Source organism: Bacillus sp. C1, from assembly GCF_054570475.1.
Genome location: NZ_JBTMZT010000003.1, coordinates 1 through 20,616, shown reverse-complemented (window position 1 = coordinate 20,616; position 20,616 = coordinate 1). Strand labels below are relative to the sequence as shown.

Below are 20,616 nucleotides of genomic sequence, written 5' to 3'. Positions count from 1 at the left end.
AGTCTAATCTTACTTATATCTTATTGCTGCCTGTAGCTTGTGGTATTGTCCCTGTGAGTATGGTGTGAGTTTAGCTGATACTGTGTAAGTTGGTTTGGTTAGCATGTTCTAACCTCCTCGAGGCTGAAAGTTAGTGTATCCTCTAGGTGACCAACTTGTAAGTGTACAAAGTATGTAGATCCATGTTGTGAAGCTCGTGTTTCCATTAAAATGCCAGCTTTGTTCATCTTGTGGTGGATTGCTAGTACCTCTGAGAACGCCATCTCTTGAGTAACTTCGTAGCCTAGCTCTTTAATCATTCTAATTTGCTTTGAATCTACTGTATTATCAATAATCTCCATTAATTTATCTAATTTAGTTACTTTCATTTTAAAATTCCTCCCTAGTTTATCATTGGTAGTTTGCTATTAAGAGTGATAAGAGGTAGCCGACCCCATAAAGAAAACCTGTCATGCCACTCGCTATGAGTACGGACTCTAGGTTTTGTCTTCTCACGGTATGTCCCTCCTTTGAGGAATCACCTTGCCAGTCATCTGCTAATCATGCTAAACTAGAGGATAATTGCAAGGTGATTCCTTGTGTTGTGCTAGGAGCGTTCACCTCAGCGACCAAACTGAGAGGGTGAACGCTCCTTTGCTTTTGTTTAGTTTTCGGTTAATCTGTTAACTTCTTACCAGCGTACATACGAGCTAGCATTTTGTCGATCTTATCCGCTTTGTCTACTGTATGTATCTTGCTGAGTTGATTGAAAGCGGTATAAAACCTTTTAGCGTCTTCGAGTGTCTCTAACTCGTAGAAGTCTTTGACCTTACCGTAAAACTTTTGTTGTTTACTTTCCAATGGCTCACCTCGTTTCCTTAGTGGCTTGATTACATCATAATCCAAAAGTTCTAGAACCGTCAATAAATATTTAGGGTATTTTTAGATTTATTTTCGTGAGGACGCTAAAATAGACAGAATTTTACGAGAGACGCCTCTAATTCTCTCTGTCGAGTTTTATTTTATTTTCATACAGAAAGGTTAGTTGTCTTTGTAAAATCCCTTACAAGCGAATCTGAGAGACCGTTTTTTGGTATGGCAATTCAGCAAGTATCATAACTGGAATATCCCGTCCGCACAGGTGCAAGTAGGGGAGGATAAACTAGATTACTGTGCTAAACTGTGAAGGACAGAAACCAGTTGTTAAGGATATTACTTAACAGTAATAACGGGTGTGTGACTCTCCTCAAGTTAACCTTGTAGGAAATTGAATAACTTACATTTTAGCTTTCTTTGCTCAACAGACATCATCTTTGCGAGAACGCCAAACAGGTAACCTTTGAAGTCTTTTCTAATTTTGTTCATCTTCAGAGCAAATACAGCTTGTTTAAATGCTGAGATCGCTATCTCGGTTGTATCAACTAAGTCAGGTGCATACTTGTTTGCAGCCAATTTAACTTTACCCCACATAACATAGATTTCCTTAGCTGTGCCAAAGAAAGGGGAAACTGTATTGATAAATTCCATCGGTACACATGAGCTAGCCAAATAAGATACATCTAACTCGTCGATACTAACAGGTGCGCTATTACGTATTTTTAATTCTTTAGAGCTTTTAGCTTTAAATGTAATAGCTTCGTTTTCGTGGGATGGCTCGTCAAGTTGCTCAGGAGTAGGCTCTACAGCTTCCTTGCAAGATGCCAACTCATGGTGACGCTCGAAAGGATTAATTACACAGATAAACGCTGAATAGCCACCCTTAACAGGTTTAAACTGTTCAATACGAGTAATGATTCCTAGTTCGCTGAAACGCTTGAGGGCACGTTGAATAGTACGTTTAGAGTATCCTGTTAGATCAGCTAACGTATTATTCTTCAAATATGAAACACCAACGAACTTACATGAGTAGTTTGATAACTTTAGAAGTATTACTCGTTCGCTATCCTTTAAATTATATTCCTTAAGAGTGCGATCAATAGTCTTGTCCATCTCGGGTACTGAATTAAATGATTGGTATTTCCGTAGTTCCTTCATATGTAATATTCCTCCATGTATATAGAAGGAGTATCCCTTGAGCTAGTACCCATGAGAATGATACAATAGCAAACAAGGAAGCTCTTTCAGAGTTTCTTTAGTAGCTGTAAGAGAACTCTGTCCGGTCGCCAAACTAGAAGGGTTCTCTTTTTATTTGTCTTAAATATCCATTCTCTCTAGTGGATTGTACTTGTCGTTTTGCTCTCTCAAGGCTGTTCCCCAAATAGCAAGATACCTTTCAGTCATCTTCAAATTTGAATGCCTGAGGAGCTTACTCAGAGTGAAGACGTCCATTCCAGCCATCAAACACCTATGTGCAAATGTGTGTCTAAACGTATGAGCTGACAATCGTACATTTTTGAAATTCATTATCTTTGCGAGTCGGCTAAACATGAGTTTGACTGCGTTAGGTGTAAGTTGGTGACCTTCTCTAGATGTAAAAACGTATTCAGGGAGCTTACCTCTAAAGCGTTCCACAAACAGTCGGTACTCGTATAACTCACGAGTCAGTTTCTCAGTGAGTGGAATAGATTCTTGTCTACGAGCTTTACCAAAGAGGGTAGCTGTTTGACTCATCAAGTCTAGATCAGACCACTTGAGATTAATCATCTCGCCAAGCCTTGAACCAGTACCCAAAAGGAAAACTATAATGGTGTGATCTCGGCAGCTCCAAAAGCTTTTATCCCTTGCTTTGAGCCTTCTGTAGTATCTAAGCATCATTCTTATTTGTTCATCGGAGAAGACTTCTATCCTAGTCTCTGTTTTAGCTTGCTTGAGCTTGCGAGCTGGATTTCTCTTTTGGCTTATTACTTCCTCGTCCTCAAGGAACTGGAAGAAAGTCTTCAAGTGCTGCAATTTAGTATTCCTTGTGAGTACGCTGTTTTGTCGTTCTCGTTGGCAATATACAAGGTAACTCTTGATGGTTTGTTCTCTCACTTCCTCAGTATCTATGAGTTCACGCTCTGAGCAGAACGTTTGAAACTCGGTGAGAGTATCTCCATAAGCTTTAATCGTTCGAGGTGCTAAGTTTGTAAATTCCTTCTCGTCCAAGTAATCCTTAATAGCGAATTTGAGTAGCATAATTTATCGTTTCTCCTTTTAGTGGTCTTCTTTTCGATGTAAGCAAAAAAGAGGACTACCCGAGCCAGCTCTAATGAGCCGACCAAAGTAGTCCTCTTGTGCGAGAGAGTGTCTTGGTGAGACACCCATAGTTCTAACTCTTGAGAAAACACTCTCAAGCCTTGCTAACTCTCAGCGTATCCATTCCCCCGATAATCTGGATGCGTACATACTCCAACAACCATTGCTGATAAGGAATTTTCAGCTGATGTGGAAGCGGAAGTCACGATTTCTCCTTTCTCTTCAATGTAATATGTACGTCCTGTGTTTGTTTCGAGTGATTGTCGTAAAAGCTTTTCTGATTCTTCTGTGTGAGGGAATTCTTTAATGGTGTTTCGAAGTTTCATAATTCGTTTAACATCATTTATGGTTGCTAATTTGATTGTAGTATGAAATCCTGTTTGTGGTAGGGCAGTATCATCTTTACATTCACAAAAGTACATTTTATTTTTTGTACCTAGATGTATGCTGTGTATATCCTCAAATTTCTCTACAATATCCGACTTGCCAGAGATTTTAAGTGGTTTGTGAGGCGAAAGAATTTCCTCATAGTCAGTGACTGAGAAATTTCTTTTTCCATATGGTATAAACGAATCATGAAAGCGTAGTAATACGGATTGTAATGCGCCGCTCTCTGTGAACATGCCCCATAATTCTTGGAAATCTGTATCGTATCCAAACGCTTCAATATCGCCAATGATAAATAGATTAATTGCTGCTTCTTCTTTTAGAAATGTAAGCACTTGTTCATGATCACTCTTTGTCAAATTTCGTAGCATCATAACTCTCCTTTTTTATTTTGTTTTTTCTAAATATTATTACTTATTGTTTTTGAAATCAATATGAAATTTTATGTTTAGTTCACAAGGTTTCGGAAAGACTAGGAAAGATATGACAAAGGAGGTTGTGAACGGTGGATCATCCAATTCAAGGATTAATGAAAGCAGCAATGGAAAATTTAAAAGAAATGGTCGATGTTAATACAATTATTGGAGAACCGGTTCAGACGGCTGACGGTGGTGTGGTATTAACAGTTTCTAAAGTAGCATTTGGATTTGGAGCAGGAGGATCGGATTTTCAAACAAATGATGGAGTAAAAGCACAAGGCAACCCGGCATTCGGTGGTGGAAGTGCGGGTGGCGTTTCTATTACTCCAGTAGCTTTTCTTGTAGTGAATAAAGACGGTGTAAATATTCTTCACTTACAAAATGCCACACACTTAGCTGAGAAAATGATTGAGTTAGCTCCACAAACAATAGATAAGATTCAATCCATTTTTCAAAAAAATGAAAAGCATACTGAAAATCATCACCCACAAAATCCAGATGAAATCGCGTAAAAAAGCCTGTTTTTCAACAGGTTTTTTTACTTGTAATCAGTATGTAATAAAAATCATGAAATTGTAAATACTTTTTGAAGTTTTTTCTATGTTTCTAAAATTTTTCATGTTAAAATATGCTATAGAATTGAAACATATAAAACGAAGGTGGCTAGGTGCTTTGTCTGGAGGATCTGACCAAGTAAAGAATATGATATATATTAATGGTAATCGTCGGGGTCATTGTTTTATTACATCTGGAATTACATTTGAAGAGTTTGCGAGTAACATCCCTTCACCGCTTCATCAAGTGTTGCTTTTAAAACATAATTTTGAGTGGACTGATTTTCACTATCATACTTTATTTGAATATGTCGAAGAAGAGAACATACATAAGTTAATTAAAGCAGAAATTGATGAATTTGATGAGTTTTGTTGGGTGGACTTTGATGATGCAAGCGATTTAGATGAATTGGAGCCAAAGGAAATTGCGGAATTGTTATATTTGGCTCACAAAAAAGAACCGCTTGGGAGAGCATTTTTCCCATTATTGAAAAATAGATTTGTCTATTTTTCTCATGATGACGGTTGGTACAACAAAGTGTATTACCGTAGAATCGCTGATTTTGTGGGAATGCTTAGTAAAGTAATTCCATACAAAATAGGTTCGTTTGGAAAAAAACGATTCTCGTTCTTTCAAAAATCGAAAATATTCCCAGCAATTTCAAAAGAGGTTATTCTTGGACTTGTTCCATTAATGGAAGACGGACTATACATTGATTTAGCTGGGAAAATCGAGTCAAGAAGAGGTCTAGAGATTCCTGTATACGTAGTGGGTTCGTATGAAAGTACGGATGAAGTACTAGATAACGTAGAGGAATTAAAAGAAGATGCAACCGAAACTGGCTGGCTTATTTTTGATAGGAAAGAACAAGAGTGGCAATGGGTTGTGGATTAAGAGAACTTGACGATTTAGGTCAAGTTTTCTTGTTTTTTGAAAGGAGAAAAAATGAAGAAATATTATACAGCGGTAGGTATTGTCAGCATTATTCTTGTTGCAGTACTACTTGTAACTTGTCCGAAAGAATCTGATTTTAGGTCTTATTTAGAGGACAAGTATGCGTTGATTTGTAACCAAGATAGCTTTGAATGTACACAAAGTGTAAATAAAAAAGAACAACAAATGAAGTTTGTCAGTACAGATACACGAAACGGTGTATTTTTTATCACAGTGAAACAAACTTTTGAAACAGAAGCTGGTAAAAAGAAAGAGTATAGTGGAGTAGGCATGTTTCATACATTTCTTTTTGTTAAGGAAAAGACTTTCTAATTATAGAAGGTCTTTTTTTTATACGTATGTTCATATAGATGAAGTAAGACAAGCATAGGAGGGATAAAAATGAAGAAAATATGTGTAGTTTGTGGCGGAGAAGAATTCTTTTCATCTACATTATATGCACGCACGAAACAAGACTGGGCATATGCGCAAAACATGTATCGCTTTGAAAAGGTATTTATTGAACACCGAGATGAAGAAAACTATCCAGTGTTTCAAGAAATTACAGCAAAACATTGCTGCGGATGCGGACACATTATGTTGTATCATGAGTGAACACACCAAGTAGTACTTGGTGTGTTTTTATAATGCTGATAAAGCAAGTGGATACAATAACGTAAATAAAACAGAAAAACTACCAAATCCAATAGCGGTATAACCTAGTGTTTTCGCTCCAAAATTAACAGCCAATAAGCCAATTAAAATGGAAAGGGAACCAAGGGTGACTGGATAAAAGGCAATTGAGAATAAAGAAAGAAATAGTGCTACATAACCGATAAGTGTACCAGTGTTTGTACCTTCTATTTCATGTGTAATATCTTTACGTCTATGTCTAAGTGGAAGAGGCTGTGGCGAGATTTCAGCCGCATATTCTTCATTTTTTTCACCACTTTTAAAATGATGTGTTCGCTTTTTTGGCATGTACATCCCTCTCTTTCAATTGGGTGTATCTTTATTATTTTTCATAAAAGAACAGAACATGAGTATGAGTTATATCCAAGTAAAGCAAAATTTGGAGAATTCATGAGTCTGTTGCTATCTTATCCATCTCTCCATGAGAATAAACAGGAATATAAGAAAAGGATGTAGAATGAAATGAATGAAAAATAAGTGAAAGTAGGGAGAAACATGACAAATTTTAATTGGCATAAATCTTCAGAAAAAAAATGGGATGACAATGCAGAATTTTGGAATCAAAATAGCGGGGAAATGTGGGATTATGGAAGCCGTAGTACAATTATCCCGTTTTTTGAAAAATATGTAGAAAAGGGTGCGGCAGTTCTAGATGTTGGCTGCGGTGATGGATATGGTACGTATAAATTAAGTCTAGCGGGATATAAAGCGTGTGGTGTAGATTTATCTGAACAAATGATTCAAAAAGGAAAGGAACGCGGAGAGGGGCCTAATTTGTCATTTGTGAAGGGGGATCTTTCGTCATTGCCCTTTGAAAATGAGCAATTTCCAGCAATATTAGCAGTGAACTCATTAGAATGGACAGAACAGCCCTTGCAGGCGTTACACGAGATAAAGCGTATTTTGAGGCCGGATGGATATGCGTGTATTGCTATTTTAGGACCAACAGCAAAACCACGTGAAAATAGTTATCCTCGTTTGTATGGAAAAGATGTTGTTTGTAATACGATGATGCCTTGGGAATTTGAAAGGCTTGCAAAGGAGCAAGGGTTTCAAATTATGGACGGTATAGGTGTATATAAACGAGGAGTAAACGAAAAAATGCTTGGACAATTACCAGTAGAATTGCGGCAAGCATTAACATTTTTATGGGTATTTATGTTGAAAAAATAACGCTTGAAGAAATGAGGGGAATTTAGGAGGTAAATAAGTGCAGAAAATACAAAAAACTGATACAATATCAAAAGAACCAATTAAAGGGGGACTAGGGTATATGACAACTACTACAACAGTTAAATCCGATATTGAAATTGCACAAGAAGCAAGTATGAAGAAAATTCAAGAGATTGCAGCTGAGTTAAACATTTTAGAAGAAGAACTAGAGCCTTATGGTCATTATAAAGGGAAGTTATCTCTTGATATTTTTAAGCGCTTACAAAGTGAGAAGGACGGAAAAGTTGTTTTAGTAACAGCGATTAACCCAACTCCAGCAGGAGAAGGTAAATCAACAGTAACAGTTGGTTTAGGTCAAGCTTTTAATAAAATTGGTAAAAAAGCAGTCATTGCACTTCGTGAGCCATCACTTGGACCGACAATGGGACTAAAGGGTGGTGCAGCAGGTGGAGGTTATTCGCAAGTTGTACCAATGGAAGATATTAATCTTCACTTTACTGGTGATATTCACGCCATTACAACTGCAAATAACGCATTAGCAGCATTTATTGATAACCATATTCAACAAGGAAATGTACTTAAGATTGATACACGAAAAATCGTATGGAAGCGTTGTGTTGATTTAAATGATCGTGCACTGCGTAATGTAGTAATTGGTCTTGGCGGACCAGTTCAAGGTGTACCACGTGAAGACGGTTTTGACATTACAGTAGCATCTGAAATTATGGCTGTATTCTGTCTTGCGACAGATATTCAAGACTTAAAGATGCGTTTATCTCGCATTGTAGTTGCTTATAATATGGACAATGAGCCTGTAACAGTGAAAGATTTAGGTGTAGAAGGAGCATTAACACTTTTATTAAAAGATGCATTAAAACCAAACTTAGTGCAAACGTTAGAAAATACACCAGCTATCATTCATGGCGGACCATTCGCGAATATTGCTCACGGTTGTAACAGTGTAATCGCAACAACAATGGCAGCAAAATTAGGTGATTATGTAATTACAGAAGCTGGATTCGGTGCGGACTTAGGCGCTGAAAAATTCTTAGATATTAAAGCGCGTGCAGCTGGTATTAAGCCGGAAGCAGTTGTTATTGTTGCGACAATTCGTGCGCTTAAAATGCACGGCGGTGTGGCGAAAGATCAATTGAAAGAAGAAAATGTGGATGCATTAGCAAAAGGAATGGAAAACTTACAAAAACATGTTGAAACAATTCAAAGTTTCGGTGTTCCGTTTGTAATTGCAATTAATAAATTTATTACAGATACAGATGCAGAAGTTGCATACTTACAAGAATGGTGCAACGAGCGTGGCTATGAAGTATCCTTAACAGAAGTTTGGGAAAAAGGTGGCCAAGGTGGTATGGATCTTGCTGAGAAAGTATTAAAAGTAATTGAGAAAGATGACAATACATACGCACCACTTTATGATTTAGAATTGTCATTAGAAGAAAAAATTCGTACAATCGCTCAAAAAGTATACGGTGCGAAAGATATTGAATTTGCTCCGAAAGCCCGTAAGCAATTGGCTCAATTTACAGGAGAAGGTTGGAGTAATCTACCAGTGTGTATGGCGAAAACACAATATTCTCTTTCAGACGATGCAACAAAATTAGGTCGACCATCTGACTTTATTGTTACTATTCGCGAATTAAAACCATCTATAGGTGCAGGGTTTATTGTAGCGTTAACGGGCACAATGTTAACAATGCCAGGTCTTCCAAAACAACCAGCTGCACTTCAAATGGATGTAAATGAAGATGGAAAAGCAGTAGGTTTATTCTAAAAGGTTGTAATTCATCTCGTTTATCTGTAAACTATATATACATCAAGTGGCGCCTTTCCATCGAAAGGCGCCTGTTTTTTGGAGGAAATTATGTTTGATCCAACTGCTTTTGAAAATTTAAAAGTAATCGTTGAAGGAGCTGTCTATGATTTTGATTTACATGGTGACATTCTTGTAACAGATCGAAAAGATATGATGGACCTTGCCTCGTTAAGTCGTATATACAATATTTCATTTCAATTAAATGAATCATTTGAAACACTAGTAGAAGCGACATTTTCATTATCTGTCGATGCGAAAAATTTATCAGGTGAGATATTGGAAGTACCGCAGTTTATACCAGGGTGTGAAATGAAACTTGGATTTACATTTCCTATACATTCTCCAGAAACAGAGTGTCAAGAGATTGAAGACTTGTTACAAGCCATCTGGGGAAAAGAGCGAATGATTACGCAACAAATTTCATACGAATATAATAAGCAAGCGATTTCATATCATAATAAGGTAGAAGTTCTATTTCAAAAAGCGATTACAGAAGACCATGTTGATGATTTAATAGCTGTTATTTCTCACATGATAGAAACGGTGCGAACAATACAACATTTTCTTCAAAAATAGAGATAAAGGAGAAAAACAAATGATAAAAGATATGCAACCATTTTTGCAACAAGCTTGGGAGAAGGCTGGTTTTAAAGAGTTTACTGAAATTCAAAAACAAGCAGTTCCAACCATTTTAGAAGGACAAGACGTTATAGCTGAATCCCCAACTGGAACAGGAAAAACATTAGCGTACTTATTACCACTTTTACATAAAATTAATCCAGAAGTGAAACAACCACAAGTTGTAATCTTAGCGCCAACACGCGAACTAGTTATGCAAATTCATGAAGAAGTTCAAAAGTTTACAGCAGGAACGGATATTTCAGGTGCATCTTTAATTGGTGGTGCAGATATTAAGCGTCAAGTCGAAAAGTTAAAGAAACATCCAAAAGTAATCGTTGGTTCACCTGGACGTATTTTAGAATTAATTCGTATGAAAAAATTGAAAATGCATGAAGTGAAAACGATTGTATTTGATGAGTTTGATCAAATTGTAAAACAAAAGATGATGGAAGCGGTGGTTGACGTCATTAAATCAACAATGCGCGATCGTCAATTAGTATTCTTCTCGGCAACGATGACAAAAGCTGCAGAAGAAGTAGCACGTGATTTCGCGATTGAGCCACAGTTAGTTCGTGTGACACGTACTGAGACAAAGAGCCTAGTTGAGCATACGTATATCGTTTGTGAACGCCGTGAAAAAAATGATTACATTAGAAGAATTATGCATATGGGAAATGTAAAAGCAGTTGCCTTTTTAAATGATCCTTTCCGTTTAGATGAAATTACTGAAAAGCTGAAGTTCCGTAAAATGAAAGCAGCAGCTCTTCATGCAGAAGCGAATAAACAGGAACGTGAAGCAACGCTGCGTGGAATACGTCATGGGAAATTAGAAATTTTACTAGCGACAGATATTGCAGCACGCGGATTAGATATTGATGATTTAACACACGTAATTCATTTGGAATTACCGGATACACTAGATCAATATATCCATCGTTCAGGACGTACAGGACGTATGGGCAAAGAGGGGACAGTTGTCTCACTTGTAACACCGCAAGAAGAGAAGAAATTACTTCAGTTTGCGAAAAAATTAGGTATTCAGTTTAAGAAGCAAGAAATGTTTAAAGGAACATTTGTAGAATCTAAACCGAAAGCACCAAAGAAAAAGAAACCAGCATTTACTGGGAAAAGAAAGCCTAGATAATGTGAAGTTTTCATTAATAATGGGACAATAAAAGTGAAAAGACGTGTCTGCATATATAAAGCAGTCACGTCTTTTTATTATTTTGTATACAGGGAGGGGTATGTCAAATAACCCTGTTGATATTTGAATAACAGGAACGTTCGTTCTATAATGAAGAGAGCCATTAAATATATCGAAAGAGGATTGGTGTAGTATGGATACGCAAGTGATTACGAAATTTAAAATAATCAAGCCGGCTAATGAGGTGTTTGAAGCTATAGTAGATCCAGAAAAAATGTCTAATTATTGGTTTTCATCAGGAACGGGAAGAATGGAACAAGGGAAGACGATTACTTGGAGATACGATGAATATAATGCGGAAGTCGTAATACATGTATTAGAGATTGAGGAAAATAAAAAAATCGTATTCTCATGGGGCGGATATGATGAAGAAACAGTTGTTACGGTTACACTAAATGAGCTGAATCATACGAGTACAATGATTGAAGTAAATGAATCAGGTTTGAAAGAAGATGACCCTGGAATCGTCACTAAAATGATGGGACAAAAAGAAGGCTGGGTATATGTATTAACTTGTTTAAAAGGATACTTAGAAAACGGCATAAATAATTTAAGAGCATCATTAATTCATTAATGAAATAGCTTCATGCTTAATTTTTTAGGCATGAAGCTGATTATGAATAATGTCATTTAAAGGCGGTTTCTAATAAGAAAACACTTTTCTCAATGGCAGTTTCTATATAACCGACGATTTGATTAAACGTAAACACTTGTAAGTCTGTGTGCAAATCTTGCTCCGGGTACAACATATCATCGAAAATAAATTTTTTAAAAGCTAGAGCATTTTCTATTGTCACTTCCTCAATCTTTGGTATGTTCGCTTGTTGATTAAGAATAAAGAGAAGTTGTTGCTCTCTATCGTAATAATGTAATAGTTTTGCATTCAACAGTTTAAAGTCGTTATAATACAGGGATAAAATTATTTTGTCATGATCAATTCTATTTTTAAGCCAAGGAAGAAAAAAGCCATTTAGCCAGTTATCATCGGCAATTAGGTGGGTGTAATAACCTAAAATAAAAGGAGAATCCATAAATGATTCATATTTATGAAAAAATGCATCATAATCGATTCTTCTCGTATAGTTTTTGGTCGTACCAGCGTAGAAATGTGAAATTTCTTTTTCTGCTTTTGAATGAACTGCATCAGGAGCGACTCCGCCGAGTAAGAAAGATGTTTTATCTTGGATCGATAATTTCTCTGCAATACCATTTGCGATAATTAAGTGCATAATTCGTGATCCCATGAATGACACCTCAATTTTATGGATTCATTTTAGGGAGTGGACTGGACATTTAGTATAACTTTTCCCGTACTCTGTCTACTTTCGATCCATTCATGTGCTTTCCCTGCATTTTGAAGGGGAAAACGTTTTGTACCTTTAATCTGTAGACTGCCATCCTGTAAATAACGAAAAACTTGATCAGCGGTATGGCGGAGTGATTCAGGACGTTTTTTTCTTGTTGTTCCAAAACTAAAACCTAGAATAGAACGGCAACTTGCATGTAAATCTTTTGTTCGGAATGTACCAACTTCACCGCTTGCATTCCCAAAATGGACGAGGCGGCCATAGTAAGCGAGACATTCTAAACTTTTTTCTGATACTGTACCGGAAATGGAGTCTAATATAATATTTGCACCTACTCCATCAGTAAGATCATGTACCTTCTCTACAAAATCTTCGTTTTGGTAACAAATGATATGATCCGCACCAGCGTCTAAAGCGATTTTTTGCTTTGCCTCACTTCCTACTGTTCCAATAACCTTGCCTGCACCTAATATTTTAGCGAATTGAATTGCTGTTGTACCAATTCCCCCAGCAGCCGCATGAATAAGAACAGTTTCACCTTGCTGTAATCTCGCTACATTTGCAAGCAAGTTATAACTCGTAAAAGATACGATAGGACAAGCAGCTGCGGTTGTGAAGTCCACTTCATCAGGTAATACAAACGTAAGGTTGTCATTGGCAACAACATATTCAGCATACGAGCCGTTAAGAGGAAAGGCGATTACACGCTGTCCGACGCGGATATCTTTTACATCCGCCCCTACTTGTTCTACAATTCCAGCCGCATCTATACCAGGAATAAATGGTAGTCTTCCATTACCTTTTTTTCCATAGCGGGATTTAATATCGGCAAAATTGACACTTGTTGCGATAACACGAATTAATACCTGCTTTTCATTGAAAGTTGGCATATCTACTTCTGTATACTTCATTGTTTCAGGTCCACCGAATGCAGTTACAACAATGGCTTTCATTTGTATATCCTCCTAAAAATATTTTCTACCTATTATTTTAAATACCAATCATAAAATGGGAAATTATATAATTGTTATAAGGGGCTATAAGCAAATGTTATAAAGGCATAATTTTTAAATCCTAATATTTATCTATATTGAAATTAATTTAAAAAAATCGAACGAAATGCTTTTTACTTGCCAATATATAGTGTAAGACAAAGGAGGGGAGATGAATGGAAGAGGAAATAGACTATTACCATCTCATTGAGCGTACTTTATCAGGAAATCAAGAAGCATATAGTGAATTATATGATATAACAATTCAAGATGTTTATAAGACAGCGCATTTTTTGATAGAGGAAAAAACGGATGTAGATGATGTAGTCCAAGAAATATACATACAGTTATATCAATCACTTAGTAAATATAATCGAGAAAAACCTTTTAAACCGTGGTTAATAGGACTTGCAATTAGACAAATGAAAAAGGTATCAATGGAACTCCAACCGTATTTTGATAAATTGAATGGGGATAAATCTAGTAAAGAAGAATTAACTTCTGAAGAATATGAACAGTATATAGATTCGTTAATGACGTATGAGAAAGTGCAGGTGAAAATTAAATCAAGCGGACATGTAACGGTAGAAGAAGTCCCTGAAGCGTATAAAGAGGAATTTGTACGGGCGGATCGTTTTATGGAGTATGTAAATGGAAAGGTACAACAAATGAATTAAATCTATGAAAAGAAGAGCCGATGTTTATAAAAGTAAGTAGTTCAGATAACGTGGAGAAACCGTATCAATGGTAGATTAAATCGAGTATAAAACCACAAAGGTTTTATACTCGATTTTTTGTTGATATGTAAAGGTTTATCCTGGCTTGATTATTGAATTAACAAGTGCAATAGCACATCAATTATCAGGAGAATCCGCACTATTGATCCCCCCTATCTACTTCTACAAGAGCTTCAGGTGGCGGATGAAGCCCCTTACTGATTAAAGGTTCACTTTATGTGGGACTATGTTAATTTTTTGTCGTATGAAACTATCTAATAATGAGTAACCAGCTATTATATTTATTATGATGGGGAATGTTGTATGTAAAAGAGTTAGAATATCTAAGTAAGGGGGAAATTGTCCGATAGGTGAGAAGAATAGAATAGGCGAAAAGCCAATCAATGTGGAAGGTAACGTAATACCTATAAATTTCTCTAGTTGAAATTTCCACACATGTTGGTTCTTTTTGCTACTGATAAGTTGAAAGAAACGCAATACACCGCCGACGAAAAAGGGGAAAAATACAAAGAAAAATATGCGAGGATACATATGAAAGGATAGTTCAGCTTGTTGATCTAAATAAAACTGAATTTTTCCTCCTATAAATAGCAATATAACAATAATTAATGTGAAACATAAGTATTTAATTATTTCTTTCATCGTTTCGCTCCTTCCTGTATTATTCAAAAAATATATTCAAAGAAAGAGGATATATGCTTGAAACAGAGCATCATATCCTCGTATGTTTTTTCATTTAGTTAGTGGGCGTTTTAGCATTTTCTTGCTTTGTAAGATAATCCATAATTCCTATTGCACTGATTTCCATATCTAGTTTTAATACATCATAAATAGAATGAGTGGATGGTACGCCTTGCTGCGAAAGGTGTGAGGATACCTTTTCAAGCAGCGAAACATATAGTTCATGACTTGCTGTTTCAAAATCTTGTTTTTTTGCAAATACTTGTTTTCCTGCTTCTACAAAGATAGGAAGCCAATGCTCTAGTTGTGTATATACTTCAGAAACATGGGTAGATGCACCATAATGCCCAAAGTAGATCGAGTCAACATTCATATTTTGAATGCGATCTTTTGCGGCCATCATTGCATCTGGTTGAAACTGTGATGGAGATGTGGTTGGTAAATATAATTCAACGCCAAGTTCAGCGAGTTTTGGGTAATAAATACCAATCGTGTCACCTGTGAAAACACCATTTGTTAAAGAATCATGGATGCTAATATGGTGTTTTGCGTGCCCTGGTGTATCGTAAAATGTGAGTACGCGGCTTTCAGAGATTTGCAGTGTTTCACCATCTTGTACAATATGAACTCGTTTTTCTGGAATCGGAAGGATTGGGTTGAAGAGTGTATCAAAAGAATTACCGTATACAGCTTTGGCACCTTGAATTAATTTTGTAGGATCAATCATATGACGAGCGCCACGTGGATGGACGAATAAAGTCGCATTTGGACATTTTTCCATCAATAAACCAGCACCGCCAGCATGATCAAGGTGAACATGTGTAACAATGATGTTTTTAATATCTGCTAAGTTAATTCGTAATTGTTGTAAGCCATTTAAAAGGTACGGAAGAGAAGGGGAAGCACATGTTTCAATCAAAGTAATGTCATCGCCTAATAAAACATATGTACCTGTACGGTTTTCCTGCTGTAAGTCATGATCGTCAATTAAATATAACTGTGAAGATAATTGCTCTACTTTTTTCACGTATATCACTCCTTGTTATCTATATCAATACAAACATGGAACTTCTTTTGTGTTCATAGCCGACCTTATCTTTATTATAAAAGAAAAGGCAGAAAACGAAAGATCGTTTTCTGCCTTTATGTAATGTTGTTACTTACTCTGCTCTTTACTAACTGACATAATAAAGAATCCGACAATACCACCAACTAGTGGAAGAGAAATCATTCCTGCAAGTGAAAAGTACTTGCTTAAAAATAGTCCATTTATATCCATAAACCAACCAGCAACAAATAGTAACATCATGTATAATACGAAGTAAAACTCGCGGTTAGAAAGCATTTCACGTTGTGCAGTTTTCATAATCAACACCATCCTTTAGTCATTATAATGGAATTGAAAATGTCACAATTTAGAAGGTAAACTGTCACATTTTGTTCACAATTTTATTGTAAAACTTTCCAACATATTTGTCTAGTAGTTTGTGTCGAAATTTCGACACAAAAATAAAGCGCTGTCATTAGACGCGAAAGATAAATACATATATGATGAGAATAAGTATGAAATGATAGAGAGGAGCACATATATATGACAATTTATGATTTTTCTGCAAAAACAATTACAGGAGAAGAAAAATCATTACGAGAGTATGAAGGGAAAGTTCTTCTCATTGTAAATGTCGCAAGTAAATGTGGATTTACCCCGCAATATAAAGGATTACAAGCAATTTATGAAAAGTATAAAGAGTACGGATTTGAAGTTTTAGGCTTTCCATGCAACCAATTCGGAGGACAAGAACCAGGCGTAGAAGAGGAGATTAAAAGTTTCTGTGAATTAAATTACGGTATATCCTTTCCAATGTTCACTAAGGTTGATGTAAAAGGTGATAGCGCGCATCCACTATATACATATATGACGGAGCAGGCGCCAGGCATACTTGGTATGAAGGCGGTAAAGTGGAACTTTACGAAGTTTTTAGTAGGGCGTGACGGAAACGTGATAAATCGTTTTGCACCGCAGACGAAGCCGGAAGAGTTGGAGAAGGAGATTGAGAAGGTATTGTAAATCTATGTTTTTATAAATAACAGGGGAATTATTTATAGAGAGAGAAATGGTTATTTTGCTCGAAAGTAGATTCCCATGTTTTAAATACAATCTCTATTTGCCAACGTAGGGGTAGCGCCGAGGTACGTGTAAAAATAGGTCATAGTCTTACTTTTATTTCCAGATACGACCTATTGAACTGATAAATATGGATGGTGACAGGATAGCTGGTAATACCCATTAACGTAGAGTAGTGAAGGAAAACTTTTTTATCGTAGAGAATATATATAGAATAGGAATCTAAGTATGTACTTTCAGGTGAAGGGAGAAACCTCATGAAAAAACTTGTAAATGACAAGTTTTATGAAACGAGAAATAACCTATTAAAGGAGATTACTTTATTGAGTGATGCTCAATTTAATAGTAAACCAGATATGAATAAATGGAGTATAGCACAAGTTTGTCATCATTTAGTTTTATTAGATGAGACAGCTATAAAAGTTATTTCATTTGGATTAAAAGAGATTGATAGTACCCAAAAAGAGCGTCAAGAAATTCACTCTATATTATTAGATAGAACGAAAAAATTTACGGCTCCAGAAATTCTTGAACCAAGCTTAGAACCATTTGAAGTTCAGCAAATGATTGATTTGTTAAACGATTCAAGAAAAAAATTGATGACTTTTCTTAGTACAATAGAAGATGTATCCATATTAGCGAAAAAATCAGTGAAGCATCCTGCTCTGGGAGAATTACTTCTCGATCAATGGATAGAACTGATATATTTGCATGAACAGCGTCACATAGAACAAATAAAAGAGATAAAATTACTTTTTGAAAGTTGAATCGTATACGAAAGCTCTATCCGATTGGGTGGGACTTTTTATAATAAAATCTAATTATACAGGAGCCCAAAGTTATGAACATTTCTAAGGGAGTAGCGATGCTGCACCTTGAATTTCATGGGAATATTATTCATCCAGTTCTTTTATGGGATCAGGAAATGGCTGTTTTAATGGACACTGGATTCCCTGGACAAATTGAAGATTTACAGAGAGAAATGGATAAAGTAGGAGTATCGTTCGATAAACTAAAAGTTGTGATTCTGACACATCAGGATATAGATCATATAGGCAGTCTTCCAGAAATATTGCAGAATCGTGAAAGTGATATTAAAGTTTATGCTCACGAACTAGATAAACCTTATATCCAGGGGGATTTACCTCTTTTGAAAGACGGGCACATAGAGAATCCCCCCAAGGGAAAAGTGGATGATACCTTGATTGACGGTCAAGAACTTCCGTATTGTGGCGGGATTCGTATCATCCATACTCCAGGGCATACTCAGGGCCATATCAGCTTATATTTGATACAAAGTAAAACGCTTGTTGCCGGGGATTCGATGTACAGTGTAAGCGGAACACTGGGAGGAATTCATGTTCCAACCACTTTGGATATAAAGGCTGCTCGACAGTCTTTAAAGAAATATTTAGACCTAAATATTGAATCCGTTGTTTGTTACCATGGAGGATTAAGTAAAGGAAATATTAATGAGCAGATCCAAAAATTATAGAGGTTGCTAATAACAGCTTATCATTTATTATGAAGTTGGAATGTGAAAATCGTTGTCTATTTTTCGAGCAATTTGGGATATAGCCGAGATATGTGTAAAGGTAAGCCTATGACCTATTTTTACATGTATCTCGGCTGCCCCTCCCTCATATACTGTCGTTCCATTTTTTTATTTCTCTCCATACGATCTTCCCCTAATATTCTGATTGATGTAATCATAATATCTTCATCGAATATTGAATTTGCCGCTATAAGAATAATTAAACGGGCTCTCATACCAAGAGTTGTTGCTAAAGGATTAGTAGTAGCTGCAATAATGGCGGCTTGCAATGAATTAAATGGGTTAGAAAGTGTTCCATCTCTTTGTCCTGGAGCAATTGAATCTACCCATATAATAGTTTCTTCTCCCCATATGAAATTATTTGGCCCAGTAGGTAAAGTAAAAGGTGGTATAGGAGGGAAAGTGGGCCCCACAACATTTTGGTTTAAACTTTTTTTGACATTTGTTCACCGCCAATCTATTTTTTAATTAGATTTAGATGCATTATTTGTGGAATTCAAAGAAATTCTTAAAAAAGATAAAGAGTTTTTAGAGACCAAAGAGAGAATTTGGCCTGAGGGTTTCACGGATGAATCGGATAAAAAGAATTTTGAGGAATGAAAAGTTAAATCATAAAAGTTAAATGTAAATTTTGATTGAACCTTTTTAAAAAATTTTCATACGGGTTTACAAGAAAGCAATCCGTTTTGATCTAATTTTATTTTAAAGCTACATAAACAGCTAATAGAGTAGTTCACCATACATTGAAGTGAACCCGAATAGTGGTACATGAAAAAAATACCTCCTGAATTCGCATACTAAGTATGCATATTCAATGGAGGTGTTTTTCGTTTGAAGACTAGAGTTCATTATCCAGAAGAAACAAAGTGGAAAGTGATTGAGATGAAAAGAATGGTTATTCAAATCTGCCCATTATGGAGACGCTTAATTGGTCATGATTTTGTAAAAAAGTCTACTATTTTATTAATGTAATAGATTTTCATTAAGGTGCCACTCTCAAGAACTATCACTGATTTTTTTATGAATTTAAACGTAGGAAGGGGTAAAATATAATGAACTGGAAAAAAGGTGGATTATGGATTATTATTTTTTTCATTGTAAAAGGTACGATTTCTACACTATTAATTGTTACAGGTGTTAAATATTTTAATTTATCATATATGCAATTTTTAGTACTAATACTGATTTTATTACTGATTTCTCTAACATGTCGTAAATTCCTTTATAGACATAAACAAATCAAAAAGCAAAAAGAGATAAATATATAATAAAGCCCCGGAGATCTTTGGATTTCTGGAGCTTTACTTATTCATTATTCTATTACCATCCGCCTTTTGGTATAATCGTAAAGGAGATATCGTTTACTGGGTCTTGATCTACCTTTAGTTCGTAGTAGAAACCCCTTTTATCTTTTACTTCATTCAAGTCTACCCCACTATCTATTAGCTTATTTACTTCTTCAATAGTAAGTTTTGGGGGTATTATAAAATTTCAACTTGATGATGATGGGGTATTTCCCCACTAAACATAAAATTCGAGCCTCTTTTTATCACTTTCTTTAAAAGTACTCTCTGCAATTCCAAAACTTAAGTGGCTTCTTAGGCCCAGCACTTGGTGGTTGATTATCCATTTTGCACCACAATTGTATTTGCTAATGGTTGGCCTATGCTTAGTAGTTATTGTTTGCTACATAGCAGCATTACGTGGTAAATCATTTCGAATGTCTTAATGCAAATAAAAACTGTGACTAAAAGAGGCAATCTCTTTTGTCACAGTTTTTTCTTTCTATGACTTGTATTCATTACGCTGGCAAATTGAAATTTTGTTCAAAACATGGAAATCTTTCTTTCAAATTGACAAGTGCAAAGAAATTAAGAAAGAACGCTTAGACTCTCATTTATATGGGCAACTCATTAGTATTTTACTCTGTCCATCGGCTAACAAAAGAACAACAAAAAAACGATTACAAGATCAAACTGTAAGAGAAAAAAAGAAAGGAATGAAGTATTCGCCTCTGTTCTTCTATCATGTTTCAAATGCGGCAATTACTTCTTATGAAAAAGAAACGAGAATTGAGTGAGTATAAGGATATATATATGATTAAAGATTATTTTCTTCTTCTTTTCCAAGCTATACAAAACATACTAAGATTAGTAGTGCAGACCAAGGCATTGGTTCGCACTACTATTTTTTATATAGTAGAAGTGAAGAGAAGGTCGTGGGTGTCTTGGGATTCTGAATCCGTATACA

25 protein-coding genes and 4 pseudogenes are annotated in these 20,616 nt (G+C 35.8%); 18 read left to right on the top strand and 11 right to left on the bottom strand.

Annotated elements, in window-relative coordinates; genetic code table 11:
- Positions 1–98 precede the first annotated feature (98 nt).
- From ACX5JI_RS11040 to ACX5JI_RS11020, 5 genes and pseudogenes are all read right to left on the bottom strand, one after another.
- Positions 99–368 (bottom strand): hypothetical protein, encoded by a 270-nt coding sequence (locus tag ACX5JI_RS11040; protein ID WP_459501099.1) that lies wholly within the window; start codon positions 366–368, stop codon positions 99–101.
- A gap of 286 nt (positions 369–654) precedes the next feature.
- Positions 655–840, bottom strand: a complete 186-nt coding sequence (locus ACX5JI_RS11035) for a hypothetical protein (protein WP_459501098.1) — start codon at positions 838–840, stop codon at positions 655–657.
- Positions 841–1,230: 390 nt separating this feature from the next.
- Positions 1,231–2,013, bottom strand: a complete 783-nt coding sequence (locus ACX5JI_RS11030) for a helix-turn-helix domain-containing protein (protein ID WP_459501097.1) — start codon at positions 2,011–2,013, stop codon at positions 1,231–1,233.
- Positions 2,014–2,172: 159 nt separating this feature from the next.
- On the bottom strand, positions 2,173–3,093 hold the full coding sequence (locus ACX5JI_RS11025; RefSeq protein ID WP_459501096.1) for a tyrosine-type recombinase/integrase: 921 nt from the start codon (positions 3,091–3,093) through the stop codon (positions 2,173–2,175).
- 173 nt (positions 3,094–3,266) lie between these two features.
- Positions 3,267–3,911 (bottom strand): annotated as a pseudogene (locus ACX5JI_RS11020) (GNAT family N-acetyltransferase); the annotation flags it as partial.
- A gap of 134 nt (positions 3,912–4,045) precedes the next feature.
- Here ACX5JI_RS11020 and ytfJ point away from each other — a divergent pair.
- The 4 genes from ytfJ (at position 4,046) to ACX5JI_RS11000 (ending at position 6,062) form a co-directional block, all read left to right on the top strand.
- Positions 4,046–4,471: a GerW family sporulation protein gene (gene ytfJ / locus ACX5JI_RS11015; RefSeq protein WP_459501095.1), complete on the top strand. Its 426-nt coding sequence runs from the start codon at positions 4,046–4,048 to the stop codon at positions 4,469–4,471.
- 160 nt (positions 4,472–4,631) lie between these two features.
- Positions 4,632–5,408 (top strand): oxalate:formate antiporter, encoded by a 777-nt coding sequence (locus ACX5JI_RS11010; RefSeq protein WP_459501094.1) that lies wholly within the window; start codon positions 4,632–4,634, stop codon positions 5,406–5,408.
- Positions 5,409–5,459: 51 nt separating this feature from the next.
- Positions 5,460–5,780: a hypothetical protein gene (locus ACX5JI_RS11005; RefSeq protein ID WP_459501093.1), complete on the top strand. Its 321-nt coding sequence runs from the start codon at positions 5,460–5,462 to the stop codon at positions 5,778–5,780.
- 69 nt (positions 5,781–5,849) lie between these two features.
- The gene (locus ACX5JI_RS11000; RefSeq protein ID WP_243521829.1) at positions 5,850–6,062 is read left to right on the top strand and encodes a hypothetical protein; all 213 of its coding nucleotides are present in this window, start codon (positions 5,850–5,852) and stop codon (positions 6,060–6,062) included.
- A 27-nt stretch (positions 6,063–6,089) separates the two neighbouring features.
- Here ACX5JI_RS11000 and ACX5JI_RS10995 read toward each other — a convergent pair whose 3' ends face one another.
- Positions 6,090–6,428 (bottom strand): permease, encoded by a 339-nt coding sequence (locus ACX5JI_RS10995; RefSeq protein WP_459501092.1) that lies wholly within the window; start codon positions 6,426–6,428, stop codon positions 6,090–6,092.
- Positions 6,429–6,635: 207 nt separating this feature from the next.
- Here ACX5JI_RS10995 and ACX5JI_RS10990 point away from each other — a divergent pair, with 207 nt between their 5' ends.
- The 5 genes from ACX5JI_RS10990 (at position 6,636) to ACX5JI_RS10970 (ending at position 11,543) form a co-directional block, all read left to right on the top strand.
- Positions 6,636–7,313 (top strand): class I SAM-dependent methyltransferase, encoded by a 678-nt coding sequence (locus ACX5JI_RS10990; RefSeq protein ID WP_459501091.1) that lies wholly within the window; start codon positions 6,636–6,638, stop codon positions 7,311–7,313.
- 100 nt (positions 7,314–7,413) lie between these two features.
- Positions 7,414–9,102, top strand: coding sequence for a formate--tetrahydrofolate ligase (locus tag ACX5JI_RS10985; protein ID WP_459501591.1), 1,689 nt, complete (start codon positions 7,414–7,416; stop codon positions 9,100–9,102).
- 90 nt (positions 9,103–9,192) lie between these two features.
- Positions 9,193–9,720 (top strand): hypothetical protein, encoded by a 528-nt coding sequence (locus ACX5JI_RS10980; RefSeq protein WP_459501090.1) that lies wholly within the window; start codon positions 9,193–9,195, stop codon positions 9,718–9,720.
- 19 nt (positions 9,721–9,739) lie between these two features.
- On the top strand, positions 9,740–10,909 hold the full coding sequence (locus ACX5JI_RS10975; protein ID WP_459501089.1) for a DEAD/DEAH box helicase: 1,170 nt from the start codon (positions 9,740–9,742) through the stop codon (positions 10,907–10,909).
- A gap of 193 nt (positions 10,910–11,102) precedes the next feature.
- On the top strand, positions 11,103–11,543 hold the full coding sequence (locus ACX5JI_RS10970) for an SRPBCC family protein (protein ID WP_459501088.1): 441 nt from the start codon (positions 11,103–11,105) through the stop codon (positions 11,541–11,543).
- Between the two features lie 52 nt (positions 11,544–11,595).
- On the opposite strand, the gene ACX5JI_RS10965 is transcribed toward ACX5JI_RS10970, so the two are convergent.
- The gene (locus tag ACX5JI_RS10965; protein ID WP_459501087.1) at positions 11,596–12,213 is read right to left on the bottom strand and encodes a zinc dependent phospholipase C family protein; all 618 of its coding nucleotides are present in this window, start codon (positions 12,211–12,213) and stop codon (positions 11,596–11,598) included.
- Between the two features lie 29 nt (positions 12,214–12,242).
- Positions 12,243–13,229, bottom strand: coding sequence for a quinone oxidoreductase family protein (locus ACX5JI_RS10960; RefSeq protein ID WP_459501086.1), 987 nt, complete (start codon positions 13,227–13,229; stop codon positions 12,243–12,245).
- 215 nt (positions 13,230–13,444) lie between these two features.
- On the opposite strand from ACX5JI_RS10960, the pseudogene ACX5JI_RS10955 reads away from it, so the two are divergent.
- Together ACX5JI_RS10955 and ACX5JI_RS10950 are read left to right on the top strand one after the other, a co-directional pair.
- Positions 13,445–13,693 (top strand): annotated as a pseudogene (locus ACX5JI_RS10955) (sigma factor); the annotation flags it as partial.
- Positions 13,691–13,945: pseudogene (locus tag ACX5JI_RS10950) on the top strand (DUF3600 domain-containing protein); the annotation flags it as partial. The pseudogenes ACX5JI_RS10955 and ACX5JI_RS10950, both read left to right, overlap by 3 nt.
- Positions 13,946–14,206: 261 nt before the next feature.
- Here ACX5JI_RS10950 and ACX5JI_RS10945 read toward each other — a convergent pair.
- From ACX5JI_RS10945 to ACX5JI_RS10935, 3 genes are all read right to left on the bottom strand, one after another.
- Entirely contained in the window at positions 14,207–14,647 is a 441-nt protein-coding gene (locus tag ACX5JI_RS10945; protein ID WP_459501085.1) for a hypothetical protein, read from the bottom strand.
- A gap of 94 nt (positions 14,648–14,741) precedes the next feature.
- Entirely contained in the window at positions 14,742–15,713 is a 972-nt protein-coding gene (locus ACX5JI_RS10940) for an MBL fold metallo-hydrolase (RefSeq protein WP_459501084.1), read from the bottom strand.
- Positions 15,714–15,842: 129 nt separating this feature from the next.
- Positions 15,843–16,052, bottom strand: coding sequence for a DUF3925 family protein (locus ACX5JI_RS10935; protein ID WP_459501083.1), 210 nt, complete (start codon positions 16,050–16,052; stop codon positions 15,843–15,845).
- A gap of 225 nt (positions 16,053–16,277) precedes the next feature.
- On the opposite strand from ACX5JI_RS10935, the gene ACX5JI_RS10930 reads away from it, so the two are divergent.
- The 7 genes and pseudogenes from ACX5JI_RS10930 to ACX5JI_RS10900 all read left to right on the top strand — a co-directional run.
- Positions 16,278–16,754: a glutathione peroxidase gene (locus ACX5JI_RS10930; protein WP_459501082.1), complete on the top strand. Its 477-nt coding sequence runs from the start codon at positions 16,278–16,280 to the stop codon at positions 16,752–16,754.
- A gap of 314 nt (positions 16,755–17,068) precedes the next feature.
- Positions 17,069–17,578 (top strand): DinB family protein, encoded by a 510-nt coding sequence (locus ACX5JI_RS10925; protein ID WP_459501081.1) that lies wholly within the window; start codon positions 17,069–17,071, stop codon positions 17,576–17,578.
- 74 nt (positions 17,579–17,652) lie between these two features.
- Positions 17,653–18,306 carry an MBL fold metallo-hydrolase gene (locus tag ACX5JI_RS10920; protein ID WP_459501080.1) on the top strand — a complete coding sequence of 218 codons (654 nt, stop codon included), beginning with the start codon at positions 17,653–17,655 and terminating at the stop codon, positions 18,304–18,306.
- 42 nt (positions 18,307–18,348) lie between these two features.
- The gene (locus ACX5JI_RS10915; protein WP_459501079.1) at positions 18,349–18,834 is read left to right on the top strand and encodes a hypothetical protein; all 486 of its coding nucleotides are present in this window, start codon (positions 18,349–18,351) and stop codon (positions 18,832–18,834) included.
- Between the two features lie 363 nt (positions 18,835–19,197).
- Positions 19,198–19,338 (top strand): hypothetical protein, encoded by a 141-nt coding sequence (locus ACX5JI_RS10910; RefSeq protein ID WP_459501612.1) that lies wholly within the window; start codon positions 19,198–19,200, stop codon positions 19,336–19,338.
- An 80-nt stretch (positions 19,339–19,418) separates the two neighbouring features.
- The gene (locus ACX5JI_RS10905; RefSeq protein WP_459501078.1) at positions 19,419–19,634 is read left to right on the top strand and encodes a hypothetical protein; all 216 of its coding nucleotides are present in this window, start codon (positions 19,419–19,421) and stop codon (positions 19,632–19,634) included.
- A 518-nt stretch (positions 19,635–20,152) separates the two neighbouring features.
- Positions 20,153–20,616 (top strand): annotated as a pseudogene (locus ACX5JI_RS10900) (transposase); the annotation flags it as partial.